This window comes from Pseudomonas edaphica (assembly GCF_005863185.1).
Classification (GTDB): Bacteria; Pseudomonadota; Gammaproteobacteria; order Pseudomonadales; family Pseudomonadaceae; genus Aquipseudomonas; species Aquipseudomonas edaphica.
Genome location: NZ_VBVZ01000126.1, coordinates 1 through 12,923, shown reverse-complemented (window position 1 = coordinate 12,923; position 12,923 = coordinate 1). Strand labels below are relative to the sequence as shown.

12 protein-coding genes and 1 pseudogene are annotated in these 12,923 nt (G+C 60.1%); 2 read left to right on the top strand and 11 right to left on the bottom strand.

All coding sequences use genetic code 11. From position 1 onward, the window contains the following. From FEM54_RS10870 to FEM54_RS10845, 6 genes and pseudogenes are all read right to left on the bottom strand, one after another. Positions 1-415: pseudogene (locus FEM54_RS10870) on the bottom strand (hemolysin D); the annotation flags it as partial. Next, positions 412-2,169 carry a type I secretion system permease/ATPase gene (locus FEM54_RS10865; RefSeq protein ID WP_138450830.1) on the bottom strand — a complete coding sequence of 586 codons (1,758 nt, stop codon included), beginning with the start codon at positions 2,167-2,169 and terminating at the stop codon, positions 412-414. The gene FEM54_RS10865 and the pseudogene FEM54_RS10870, both read right to left, overlap by 4 nt. A gap of 102 nt (positions 2,170-2,271) precedes the next feature. Then, entirely contained in the window at positions 2,272-2,640 is a 369-nt protein-coding gene (locus tag FEM54_RS10860) for a protease inhibitor Inh/omp19 family protein (RefSeq protein ID WP_026013573.1), read from the bottom strand. A 49-nt stretch (positions 2,641-2,689) separates the two neighbouring features. Beyond that, positions 2,690-4,138, bottom strand: coding sequence for a serralysin family metalloprotease (locus tag FEM54_RS10855; RefSeq protein WP_138450828.1), 1,449 nt, complete (start codon positions 4,136-4,138; stop codon positions 2,690-2,692). A gap of 368 nt (positions 4,139-4,506) precedes the next feature. Further along, a complete protein-coding gene (locus FEM54_RS10850) occupies positions 4,507-5,610 on the bottom strand; it encodes a DmpA family aminopeptidase (RefSeq protein WP_017135588.1) in 1,104 nt (367 codons plus the stop codon). 9 nt (positions 5,611-5,619) lie between these two features. Then, on the bottom strand, positions 5,620-6,984 hold the full coding sequence (locus FEM54_RS10845; RefSeq protein WP_017135587.1) for an APC family permease: 1,365 nt from the start codon (positions 6,982-6,984) through the stop codon (positions 5,620-5,622). 200 nt (positions 6,985-7,184) lie between these two features. Between FEM54_RS10845 and FEM54_RS10840 the strand changes: the two genes are divergently transcribed. After that, positions 7,185-7,970, top strand: coding sequence for a helix-turn-helix transcriptional regulator (locus FEM54_RS10840; protein ID WP_099549791.1), 786 nt, complete (start codon positions 7,185-7,187; stop codon positions 7,968-7,970). 129 nt (positions 7,971-8,099) lie between these two features. On the opposite strand, the gene FEM54_RS10835 is transcribed toward FEM54_RS10840, so the two are convergent. Genes FEM54_RS10835 through FEM54_RS10820 form a run of 4 tightly spaced genes read right to left on the bottom strand, consistent with a single transcriptional unit; the run spans position 8,100 to position 11,824 of the window. Next, positions 8,100-9,179 carry a polyamine ABC transporter substrate-binding protein gene (locus FEM54_RS10835; RefSeq protein WP_138450826.1) on the bottom strand — a complete coding sequence of 360 codons (1,080 nt, stop codon included), beginning with the start codon at positions 9,177-9,179 and terminating at the stop codon, positions 8,100-8,102. Between the two features lie 60 nt (positions 9,180-9,239). Then, entirely contained in the window at positions 9,240-9,581 is a 342-nt protein-coding gene (locus tag FEM54_RS10830) for a cupin domain-containing protein (protein ID WP_017135584.1), read from the bottom strand. 26 nt (positions 9,582-9,607) lie between these two features. Beyond that, complete coding sequence (locus FEM54_RS10825) at positions 9,608-10,960, bottom strand: NAD(P)/FAD-dependent oxidoreductase (protein ID WP_138450823.1); 1,353 nt, start codon at positions 10,958-10,960, stop codon at positions 9,608-9,610. Between the two features lie 57 nt (positions 10,961-11,017). Further along, positions 11,018-11,824 (bottom strand): helix-turn-helix transcriptional regulator, encoded by an 807-nt coding sequence (locus FEM54_RS10820; RefSeq protein WP_017135582.1) that lies wholly within the window; start codon positions 11,822-11,824, stop codon positions 11,018-11,020. Between the two features lie 256 nt (positions 11,825-12,080). On the opposite strand from FEM54_RS10820, the gene FEM54_RS10815 reads away from it, so the two are divergent. Next, positions 12,081-12,353: a DUF1652 domain-containing protein gene (locus FEM54_RS10815; RefSeq protein WP_026013572.1), complete on the top strand. Its 273-nt coding sequence runs from the start codon at positions 12,081-12,083 to the stop codon at positions 12,351-12,353. Positions 12,354-12,492: 139 nt separating this feature from the next. Here FEM54_RS10815 and FEM54_RS10810 read toward each other — a convergent pair. Further along, positions 12,493-12,923: 3'-5' exonuclease (locus tag FEM54_RS10810; RefSeq protein ID WP_276614459.1), on the bottom strand; the 431-nt coding region annotated here is incomplete at its 5' end.

The following is a 12,923-nucleotide window of genomic DNA, read 5'->3' as shown; positions in this document are numbered from 1 at the left end:
GGGCCTGGTCGGGGTTGGCGCTCAGCTCAGCGGGAAAGGTAATCGCCGCTTGGTTGTCACGCTCGCTCTGCCAGCGTGCCACGCTGGCCCAGGCCATGCGGTACTGGGCTTGCAGCGACTGCACGTCGGCCTGGTTCTGGGTCTGGTCGAGGCGAAACAGCGGCTGGCCCTGTTTGACCAACTCGCCCTCCTTCACCAGGATCCGGCTGACCACCCCAGGGCTGAAGGTTTGCACGGCCTTGCGCTTGCCCGAGACCACCACCGTGCCTTGCACCGGGATGCCCTGGTCCAAGGGCGCGAGGCTGGCCCAAAGGAAAAAACCACCGGCGCCGACAATCGTCAACCACCAGCCCATCTTTACGAAAAAACCGGCATCACGTTCTTTAAAGCGGGGCTCTACAGTAAGGCTGCTCATGCGCCTGGATTCCTTCCGGTCTGGTACTGACGGCTAAGGCTCACACCGGCCTTTTCCCGTGGCGCTTCCTGCTGTTGCTGGCCCGACAACGCGCGCAGCACTTCCTGGCTGGGGCCGAAGGCCTGCAATTGACCTTCGCTGAGCACCAGCAACTTGTCGGCCTGGGCCAACGCCGAGGAGCGATGGGTGACCAGCACCACGCTGCTGCCCTGGGCTTTCATCTGCACGATGGCGCTGGCCAGGGCGGCCTCGCCCACGGTGTCGAGGTTGGAGTTGGGTTCATCCAGCACGATCAAACGCGGCGCGCCATACAGCGCACGCGCCAGGGCCACCCGCTGCTTCTGGCCGCCGGAGAGGCCGCCACCGTTGTCGCCCAACACGGTGTCGTAGCCTTGCGGCAGACGCAGGATCAACTCATGCACACCGGCCTGTTGCGCGGCTTTCACCACCAGCTCCGGGTCGGCTTCACAAAAGCGCGCAATGTTGTCGGCGATGCTGCCGCTGAACAGTTCGATGTCCTGGGGCAAGTAGCCGATATGCGGGCCGAGGTCGTCGCGGTTCCAGCGATGGATATCCGCGCCGTCCAGGCGCACGGTGCCGGCCAGGGTTGGCCACACGCCAACCAGCACACGGGCCAGTGTCGATTTGCCCGAACCCGAAGCACCGAGCACGCCCAGCACTTCACCGGCGCCGAGGTTGAAACTGACCTGTTGCAAGGTCGCCACACGCCGCCCCGGCGGGCCGGCGCTGACGTGTTCGAAACTCACCTGGCCCTTGGGCGCCGGCAACGCCATTTGCTCGGCTTCGGGTGGGAATTCACGCAGCAGATCGTCAAGGCGTTGGTAAGCCAGCTTGGCCGAACTCCACTGCTTCCACACCGCAATCAATTGGTCGATAGGGCTGAGTACACGGCCCATCAGGATGGACCCGGCGATCATCATCCCGGCGGTCATCTCGCCTTTGATCACCAGGAAGGCGCCCAGGCCCAGCACCAAGGATTGCAGGCACAGGCGCAGGGATTTGCTCAGCGAGGTAATCACCGAGCCGGTGTCGCTGGCCCGGTTCTGAAACCCGAGGAACTGCGAATGCACCGCGAACCAGCGTTTACGCAACGCACCGAGCATGCCCATGGCCTGGATGGTCTCGGCGTTGTGCAAGTGGCTGGTAGCCAGCTGGGTTGATTGTTGGGAAAAAACACCCGCCTCGCCCAGTGGTTTTTTGGTCAGGTATTCATTCAGGCACGCCAGCGCGATCAACAACACAGCGCCCGCCGTGGCCAACACGCCCAGCCACACGTTGAACAGGAAAATCACAAACAGGTAGATGGGAAACCACGGCGCATCGAAGAACGCGAACAACGCAGGCCCGGTGATGAATTGGCGGATCACGGTCAAATCGCCCAGCGATTGCCCGGCATGCCCCTGCCCGCGTTGCAGGTTGCGTTCAAACGCGGCTTTGTACACGCGCAAGTTGAAGCGCCGCTCCAACTGGCTGCCGATGCGAATCACGACAAAACTGCGCAGTACTTCCAGCGTGCCGATGAAGACAAAGAAACCCACGACCATCAGCGTCAACATCACCAGGGTGGTTTCATTCTGGGAGGACAACACACGGTCGTACACTTGCAGCATGTAAATCGACGGCACCAGCATCAACAGGTTAATCAAGGCGGTAAAGCAGCCGATGCTGATCAAAATACCCTTGTATTCACCCAGCGCCCTGAATAAGGGCGCAACCACATTGGACTTCGCCATAGTGTCTGTTCTTCCCCGAAGCCAATGACGCGCAATAGTTGCCCGTGCCCTGAAGTGGGCGGCCAACTATTAAACTCTTGTTATAAGCTTATAACTTTTTAATTAAGGTGTTCGTTGCAGCACAACTTCCGGTATTGAAGGCGTGCGCCCTTTGTATTCACCGTCTTTCTCGCGATTCAAATGAATAATCCCGCTGCCCTCTGCATTAAACAGCCAGATACCGTCCGGGGTCGGCGACCAAGTCAGGGGCTTTTCCCTCAGCCATAGCTCGGCGCAGGCGACATCACCGGCCACGGCGTTGGGCTCATCCAACAGGTCGAGTGCACACACCTGGTCCTGTTGCTGCAATTGCCAATGGCCGGCCAATTGCGCGGTGGTGGGTAAAACCAGACTGCTCGCCATGACGTGGGCTCCTGCCGAAACGAACAACACCTGTGAAGCACAGGCGATCAAATGGGAAAAACGCGGCATCTGCTGCTCCATCCTGAGAGCGCGGCGCCGGGGCGCCGCGCGCTTTACATCAGGCTACGATGTCGCTGGTGACTGCCTGGCCGACGGTGGTGACGAGGAAATCCGCCACGCCGTGCCCGGAGAAGTCCACCGCCAAGGTGCCCAGGTTGGTACCCGAGGCATAGCTCAGTACAGCATCGCCGGCATGCCCGGTGAATGCATTGACGAAGCTCAAGCCTGCACCTTTGGTGATCCCGGACAGGTCGATCTTGTCCGAACCGGAGGTGAAGTCAAAGATCTTGTCCGCCGCACCCGGCTTGGAGTCGGAACTGGCACCGTACACGAAGGTGTCATTGCCGGCGCCACCCCACAGTTGGTCCGCACCGCCACCGCCGTAGATGATGTCGTTGCCGGCACCGCCTTTGATGATGTTGGCGGCGTTGTTGCCGATGATCAGGTCATTGCCCGAACCGCCGAACGCGTTCTCGATGGTAACGCCCTTGGCGATGGACACGTTGCCCACCAGGCCGCCAACGTCGGAGAACGAGGCCTCATTGAGGTTGATCTTCTGGTTTTGGGTGAAACCGGAGAAGTCCAGGGTGTCGTTGCCGCCACCGTCCCATACCGAGAACACCAGCTTGTCGGCATTGGACGTGGCGCTGAGGAAGTCACGCCCGGTGTTGGAGTTGAAACCGTAGGTGGTGTCGCCGGCGCGGGTGGCGTAGTTGGCGCCGTAGAGCTTCTGGATCGCGGCAATGTCGTCGATCAGCGGGCCGGACGAATAGGCTTCGACCCCGCCTTTACTGAAGTTCTGGTTGGTGTTGCTCTCGCTCCAGTAACTCATGACGCTGTAGCCACGCGTGTCCTGTCCATAGTCCGCGTCTTTGTACGAAGGGTTGCCGGTCCCGGCGTTGTAGTCGCCAGGGTGATCGAGGCCCAGGGTGTGCCCGATTTCGTGGGTCAGGGTCTGCCGGCCGTAGTTGTTCAGGTCCGGGGTCTTGTTCGGTGTGTAACTGTTGTTGGTCAGGTACCAGGAAGTACCGTCCAGCCCGCTCTCGTTGTACTTGGCATTGGTGCCAGGCAGGTAAGCGAAGGCCGCTGCGCCATCCTGGCCGCTGCTGTAGTTGCCAAAGGTCATGTGGAAGTCACCGCCCGAGGATTTCTCGGTGAAGGTGACGTTGGCCACATCCGCCCAGGATTGCATGGCCAATGCGGCCTGTGCTTTCTGCTGGGTGTTGAACTGGCTGAACCCGGAGATGCCATGTTTGTTCATGGTGGCCGAGGAAGCCGAGGTCAGGAAGGTGTAGGTGAGGTCGATCTTGCCGTTGCCATCAATGTCCCGATACGCAGCATTCTCGCGCAACAGGTGGTCGGCGGCCTGGTCCACTGTGAACGAGGGCTTTCCATTGACCGTGAGGTTACCGCCACGGTCATACAGATGGCTGAAGCTATCGATTTGCGAGTAAGCAGTGCTGGCTTGCGCGGCAGATACAATAGCTTTGTCTTTTACTTTTGACATAAACGTACTTCCTTGTTTGCAAGTGCATCAGTCTTTGTTCGATAGGAACCTCGCGGGCGAGGATCGTCCTATCACTCGCCTCTTTTGAAGGCGTATCGAAACTGACACAACTTGAAATCTTTCGTCTACAAATATTTCCGCAACAAAAATGTGACGTAGATTCAACTTAAGGAAGTCGCACACAGCGTTTGCTGGGGGTAATTGCGCTAGCGCCGCAAATCGCCGCCGACTGTTATTTAAATATTAAATAGCGGTAAAGCCGCTCTTGCTGAGCGGCCCTCTTTAATAATGGATCCAATATATTGACACGGTGTCATAGTTCAATATTAAAGAGCCACCACTCGCACTATTAAAGTGCGTGCCCCCCATTACCGGGACAGACTCCAGCCGCACTTGTTTAACGCGCCGATTAATACTTCGTCGGCAAGTCCGGGCACCGTGATGCCGTCTTCCGTCGTCATGTCCTCGCCCGCGAGGATCGCGTTGATAATCGCCTCCTCCACCGCCTCTGCGGCGGCACTGAACAAGGGCGAAATATGGTCGTTGTTGACCATGCGCAATACGCTGCTGAGTGCCAGGTCCTTGCGCCCGTAATCTGCCGGTGGCAGGCCGTGATTGCCGGTGGCGAAGGCCAGGAACAGGTCGCCACTGGAATCCTCGGTGCCGCCGCCGGTGCGCGCGATACCGATGGAGGCGCGTTGCGCCAGGCGCTGGCATTGATGGGGCAGCAACGGCGCGTCGGTGGCGATGATCACCACGATCGAACCCATGCCCGGCGTGCCGCGCTCGGCGAAGGGTGATGGAATGTCCATCAACTGGCGCCCGACCGGGTAGCCATCCACGCGCAGCTCCTGGCGCTTGCCATGGTTGGCCTGCACCAGCACGCCGACGGTCCAACCGCCCTGCTCCTCTGGCACACGCCGGGATGCCGTGCCGATGCCGCCCTTGAACTCATGGCAGATCATACCGGTGCCGCCGCCGACGGCGCCCTCTTGCACCGGGCCGCCCTCGGCCGCGTCCAGCGCCTGGCGCACATGTTCAGGCTTGACGTGTTGGCCCCAGATATCGTTGAGCAGGCCGTCGTAGGTTTCCATCACCACCGGCATGCACCAGTACACCGCCGGGTCCGCCAGGCGCTCGCGCTCCAGGGCGATCAGGCTGTCACGTACAATCCCGATGCTGTGGGTGTTGGTGATAGCGATGGGTGTGGTCAGCAGCCCCGCTTCGCTGATCCACTCAAGGCCGGTGGCGTCGCCATTGCCGTTGAGCACGTGGTAGCCGGCGAAACACGGTTGCTGTCGCGCCTCCCCGACGCGCGGCTGGATCACGCTGACGCCGGTGCGCACCTGCTTGCCGTCGATGCTGGTCTTGAGCGTGGCGTGCCCCACCCGGACACCGGGAACATCGGTGATGGCATTCAATTTGCCGGGCGTGCCCAGCCCCAACGTAATGCCCAGTTGACGTGCTCGCATACCCACTCCTTACAATTTCTGAAACGCCGGACTCGTCCGGCCAGTGATGCAATACAAAATCACCGACAAGGCCAGCAAGCCGATGATGATCATGATGTCGCGCACCGACGCCGCGGCGATCAGGGTCACCAGCAGGTAACCGGCGCCCAGTACCGCCAGCACTGCCGGCAGCGGCCATAACGGCATGCGATAAGGGTGCTCGCGATCACGCAGCAGCACCCGGCTCATCAGCGCGCTCAACGCCACCACCAGGTACACCAGGATGATCAGCAATACACTGAAGGACGTCAGGTCCGCCAGGTTCGAGCTGAAACTCAACAGCGCCGAAGGCACCGCCAGGAACAGCGTCGCCAGCCATGGGGAATCCCAGCGCGGGTGAATACGCGTGAACAGCGCGTTGATGCGCGGCGTCCACAGCGCATCGCGGCCGCTGCTGAACACCACTCGACCAATCTGGATGACGATGGCGACAATCGCGTTGAACACCGACAGGAAGATCCCGGCACTGACCAGGCGTGACAGGGTTTCATTGCCGTGGCTGGTCAGCAGATAGCCAATCGGGTCAGGGCTGCTGATCATCGCGCTCAGCGACGGCGCGCCGATCAGCAGTGCCGTGATCGGCACCAGCTCGATCACCACCACCAACCCCAGCGACCACAGCACCGCTTTGTGCACGCCTTTGCCACCGCACTTCATGTCTTCGGCCAGCAATACCGCAGGACCATACCCATTGAACGAGAACAGGCCGATGCCGACGGCGCCAATTACCAGGGCCCAGGGCGCCAGGTGCAGCACGCCGTTTTCGACGATCTGCGGCTGGAACAGCACGCTGGCGGGCTGCACGGGATTACCAAAGCCGATAAACACGATCACCAGCAACGCCGCCACTTCCAACAGCAGGCAGGTGCCGGTAATCCAGGCATTGAGCTTGATATTGAGGATGCCCAGGGCGTAGCTGCACACCACGATCACCAGGGCGACGGTTTGCGAGTCGAATTTTGTGCCCAGGGCGTTATTCAGGTACGTCGCGGCCCCTGTGGCCAAGACCGGCGGGATAAACAACAGCATCACCAGCACAGTCAGAAACGTCGCATAACCGGCCATGCCGCCAAACACTCGCTTGGCATACACATATTCACCACCGGCGCTGTTATGGGCGCGACCGAGTTCGGCGTAACAGAAGGCGAACATCAGCGCGAGCAAGGCCGCCATCACAAACGCCATGAACACACCACTGCCCGCCTGCTGGATGGCAAACGGCGCAATCACGAATACGGAGCTGGCCGGCGTGACCGCCGAAACCGTGATGGCCACCACATCGAAAACACTCAGCGTTGGCTTGAGCACGCCGTCTGGCGCGGGGGAAGCACTCATATCGTTATCCTCTGTCGTTATTTTTGGTAGGAGGCAGAAACGAAAAAAGTCGGGCGGTTGCGAGATATGTTTCTCGCTGGATGACGGCAAAGTAAACGCTGTGTTTATGCGGGCCAATTCCCCTATTGGCGTACTCCCCTTGACGATACTCGGCAAAAGCCGAACCCTTGGCTGATCTATTGAGGGCTGGAGCCGTGTTTATGAGCCTGTTCAGAGAGGTCGGCATGCACGCAGGCCTGGGCCGCACCGTCGCACACCTGGGCACCGAGCACTTCTGGAAGCAGTTGGTGCTGTTGCTGCACCAATGCCTGCCGTTCGATAACGCCCTGGCGATTTTTTACCCCCTCGATGGCCCGCCCGTGGCCCTGGAAGAATACGACGCCCAGCCCAGCAGTAAACCGGCCTCGATGCTGGTGTACCTCAATGGCCTGTACCTGATCGACCCGTTTTACCAGGCTTACCGCGAAGGTTATGCCAGCGGCGTGTATCGCCTGGAGGAAGTGGCACCGGACCATTTTCGCCAGAGTGAATACTTCCTCAACTACTTCCACGACAACGTGTTGGAAGACGAGGTGCAATTCATTCTGCAGTTACCGGGTACAGGCACGCTGTCTTTGTCGCTGGGCATGCAGCGACGCTTCAACTTTGAAGAGACCGGGTTGATGACCACACTGGCGGCCTGGGTGCTGCCGTTGATGCAGCAGCACTGGCAGCAAAGCACCCAGCGTGCGCCGGCGATGGACACGCAGATTCGCGATGCGCTGAGCCATTTTGGCAGCGGTGTACTGTCGGAGCGCGAGCTGGAAGTGGCGCGCCTGGTGCTGCGTGGGTTCTCATCCAAGGCCATGGCCGAGCGTTTGAAAATCTCGCCGGACACGGTCAAGGTGCATCGGCGGCACCTGTACGCAAAGCTGGATATTTCGTCGCAGCCGGAGCTGTTTTCGTTGTTTATCCAGTCGTTGGGGCATGATCTGGAAAACCCCTGAAAACCGGCATTGCACAGTCAAAATGTGGGAGCGGGCTTGCCCGCGATAGCGGTGTGTCAGTCACCCACTAGCCGACGGACAGGTCGCAATCGCAGGCAAGCCAGCTCCCACAGGGGCTCGGTGTAACCCCTAGCGTCCGGTACGAATGGTGTTCCACACCCGCGTGCGAATCCGGTCGATGTTCAGCGGCATTGCTTCCAGGGCAAACAACTTGCCCATCATTTCCGGGCTTGGGTACACCTTGGTGTCGGCCTTGATTGCAGGGTCTACCAGGCTGTCAGCCGCCGCGTTGCCGTTGGCGTAGTGCACGTAGTTGGTGATGCTGGCCATCACCTCCGGGCGCAGCAGGTAGTTCATGAACGCGTAACCGGCTTTTTCGTTCGGGGCATCGGCGGGCATGGCGACCATGTCGAACCAGATCGCGGCGCCTTCCTTGGGAATGTTGTAGCCGATATTCACACCGTTCCTGGCTTCCTTGGCGCGGCTCTCGGCCTGCAGGATGTCGCCGGAGAAGCCGACAGCCACGCAGATGTCGCCATTGGCCAGGTCGGCGGTGTACTTCGAGGAATGGAAGTAGGCCACATACGGACGCACTTTCATCAACAGGCCTTCAGCCTTTTTGTAGTCCTCGGCCTTCTTGCTGTGGGGCGGCAGGCCCAGGTAATTAAGCGCCGCCGGCAGCAGTTCCGGGCCGTTGTCGAGAATCGCCACGCCACATTTTTGCAGCTTGGCCATGTTCTCGGGTTTGAAGATCAAGTCCCAGGAATCCACCGGCGCGTTGTCGCCGAGCACCGCCTTGACCTTGTCGATGTTGTAGCCGATGCCGGTGCTGCCCCACAGGTACGGGAAACCATGCTCGTTGCCCGGGTCGTTGTTTTGCAGAGCCTTGAGCAGCACCGGGTTGAGGTTTTTCCAGTTGGGCAGCTGGCTCTTGTCGAGTTTTTTAAGGGCGCCGCCCTGGATCTGCCGAGCCATGAAGTGGTTGGACGGAAACACCACGTCATAGCCGGATTTGCCGGTCATCAACTTGCCGTCGAGGGTTTCGTTGCTGTCGTATACGTCGTAGGTAAAACCGATGCCGGTTTCTTTCTGGAAGTTCTTGGTGGTGTCCGGCGCGATGTAGTCCGACCAGTTGTAGATCTTCACCGTCTCGGCGGCCTGACTGATAGAGGCCACCAACATTAAGGGCAACAGGGCAATGGCTTTCATGGTTCGATTTCCTGGCGGTTTTAGGGCTGTTTTTATGGCAGGCGATCAAGGATCAAAGCGTTACAGAATCAACACGTAGGTCTTGCGCACGGTCTCGTGGATGTCCCAGATACCGGTGCTGTTGGCCGGCAACATCAGTGCATCGCCGGCGTGTAGGTGAACGACTTCACCGTTGTCGGGGGTGAAGGTGCAGCGGCCCTGGATAAAGTGGCAAAACTCCTGGGATTTGATCTGCCGACGCCAGCGGCCTGGGGTGCATTCCCAAATGCCGGTTTCGACGCCATCGTTGCGCTCAACGCTTAAGGTCGAGGCTACGGCGATCGGCTCGCCCAAGGGCACGGCCACCGGTGACGAGTCCGGCAGGTGGGCGTTCAGCGCGTCTTTGAAGTGAGTGATGCTCATGGGTTTTCCCGTGTGAGTGAAACGGCCTAATGCATGAAACCTTCCATGAACCCGGCCACGCCGGTCGCCAATTTGCGCCGCCACGGCGCGCTGTTGGGGTTGGCCAGCACCTGGTCTTCATGGACAAAACTGCGAATGATCGCGTTGTAACCCAGCCAGCGGCAGGGTTCGGGCTCCCAGGCCTTGAGCGCGTCCAGGCCACGCTCGCGAATCACCCAGGGCTGGGTGGTCAGCGGCGTATCGAGGCCCAGAATCATATCGGCCAGGGTGCGGCCTCCGAGGTTGGTGGCACCTACGCCCTCCCCGCCATAACCACCGGACAGCGCGATGCCGGTGGTGTGATCGCAGAGCATGTGCGGCCGGAAGTTACGCGACATGCCGAGGTTGCCGCCCCAGGAGTGGGTAATCCTGACGTGTTTGAGCTGTGGGAAGAGTTCGCTGAACAGGTAGCGGCGCAGCTCCACTTCGTCGGTGGTCAGGTCGAAGTTATGGCGCAGCTTGCCGGCGAACTGATAGCCGCCCCGGGCGCCGAATATCAGGCGGTCATCCGCCGAACGCTGGCCGTAGGTGACCTGGCGGCTGCTTTCGCCAAAGGCCTGGCCTCGGCTCAAGCCAATTTCATCCCAGGTGCTGGCCGGCAACGACTCAGTGGCGACAATCAGGCTTTGCACCGGTAACTGATAGCGCCCCAGCGGCGGCAATGTGGTGGCGTAACCCTCAACCGCCGGCACTACCCACGCGGCGCGCACGCTGGCATTGGCCGTGCGCACGCTGCCGGACTGCCAATGGGTGACCGGGCTGTTCTCATAGATCGTCACGCCCATGCTCTCCACCACCCGCGCCAGGCCGCGTACCAGTTTGGCGGGGTTGATGGTTGCGACATGGGGCGCATAGATACCGCCATACGGCTTGGCGATGCGGATTTGCTCGGCCAGCTGTTGCGGGCTCAGCCAGCGGTAGTCCGCTTCGGTAAGGCCCTGGGCGTGGAGCGTGTCCAGGTAACGGCGCAGGCTGCCTTCCTGCTCCGGGTAACGCGCCGCGCAGTACAGCACGCCGCCTTTGCGGTAGTCGCAGTCGATGCCTTCACGGGACAGCACCCGGGCGACCTCGTCGGGGATGCCATGCAACAGGTCAAACGAGGCGCGCCGTTGTTGCGCTGACAGGCCGGCCAGCAGGCGGTCTTCGCCCAAGAGGTTGCCCATCAGCCAGCCGCCATTGCGGCCAGACGCACCGAAGCCTGCTGTCTGCGCTTCGATAATCGCAATCTTCAGCTCCGGAGCCTGGCGCTTGAGGTAGTAGGCGGTCCACAACCCGGTGTAGCCGGCGCCGATAATCGCCACATTGACGTCCAGGTCGTGCGCAAGGGACGGCCGCGCCATGCCGGAATGCCAAGCTCCCCAACCTCATTTCGATAGGCTGGATCCTAGAGCGCGGCGTTATGGGCTGTCTTGCGCGCGTGCACGCAGAGAAATTTGTTTGACGTAGGCCTTGGGCGATTGCCCGGTGTGCTGGCGGAACGCGCTGTAGAACGCCGACAGCGAATTAAAACCGGCGGCAAAGGCCAGGTCATCGACCTTTATCGGCGGCACAGCCTTGTCCAGCGCAGCCAGCAGGTGTTGGAGCCGGGCCTGGTTGACGTAACGGTAGAAGCTCTGCCCCAGCACCTGGTTAAGCAGGTAGGAAATCTGGTTGCGGCTGTAGCCACACTCATTGGCCACACGTTGCAGGTCCAGCTCCGGGTCGAGATAGGGTTGCTTGAGTTCGAAGTACTGCTGCAGATCTTTGGCCATATGCCCCAATTGTTGGGGCGACAGGCCCAGGCGGCTGACTGTCGGGCGCAGGGTTTGGGTCGGCTGCTCATGCACCAGGGAGGCGTACTCGTTGACGCGCCAGATCAACCCATCGCGCACGGTAATCGCCTCACTGGTGCGAAATGACACCAGGCCCTGGCCGCCGCGCAGCGTAATGCGGTACTGGATAAACGCGGTATCGCCGTCGGCGCGAATACGGTCGATGTGCTCAATCGCCTCGTCGGCGCCACGCGGCATGCTGGCTTGCAGGTACTCGCGCAACTCGGCCTGACCCACCACGCGGTTTTGGAAAAAGTCGTGGTACTGAATGTCGGGGTGGTAGTAGGACATCACGCCATCCAGGTCGCGATGGCGCCAGCACAGGTGATGGCGCAACACCAGATCGCCGGTGGCTTGGGTTTGTTCGTACTCTTCACTCAAGACGGGCTGCATGGAAGGCTCTGCGGCGGGAATGCCTGGGAGATTGCCGAATTTGCCGGCGGCATTCAATGGTCAATTGGAACTTCTGACTAATGGCCTTTTGCCTGGTTTTGAGTAAGAAATGATCCACGTCATATGATCGCTAAAGAACTGCCGAACGGCCCCTAAAAAGTCACCGCGCGCTTGCGAACGAATGCTATTTTGAAGGTCTTGATGCCACGACCAGTGAAGGTCATGGCCCCCTGCCGCGAGCTAAAGGAAGCGCTCAATGAACAAGGTGGGCAACATGAACAAAGTGACATTTCCCAACGCCTGCCAGCTGATGCGCTGGCATTTTCATCCGATGGGCTTCGAGGGGAGTATGGACGCCCCCGGCAGTATGGTTGCGCGCCTGTTCGACCGGGCCAGTGGCGAGACGTTGATCGCGATTGCCGGCATTCCTTGCGCCACGGTGATGAATGCGGCCGATGTGGAGCGCATCATCGAAGCGGTGGAGGATGAGCTGGAGTGTTTTGTGCCGCCGCTGTCGTTGCGGGCGTGAACCCGATTTAACAGGTAAATCTTAACCAATATGGGAGCGGGCTTGCCCGCGATGGCGGAGTGTCAGTTTGCAAAGTTGCCAACTGATCTACTGCTATCGCGGGCAAGCCCGCCCACACATTGGGTACTGTGTTTAGCTGCTAGCTGCGTCGGTCATCAAAAAACGCCTTGCGCCCATCAACCCGCTCCGAAGCCCTTGGCACGTTCACGCCCTGGCCTTCCGGCTTCTCCACATACCAATAGCAATGGCTCACCGCCCGGGTAATCCCGACATACGCCAGGCGCAGCACTTCGTCTTTCTGCGCGCTGTCGTAGGGCTCGCTGTCGCCGTCCTTGCCCAGGCCCGCCATGCGGTAAACCTGGTTTTTGTAAGGCGAGCTGGTGACGTGCTGGCAATCCCCGAGCAGGAATACCGCGTCTGCTTGCAGGCCCTTGGCACTGTGATAAGTCAGCTGTTTGAGTCGGCGATCCTGTGGCTGCAAGCTAGAATCCACATTAACTACAGATTGAATATGCTCCTGTATCAATAACTTATCGCTACTTTTTCGATAAAGCATCAGCACTGTATTAC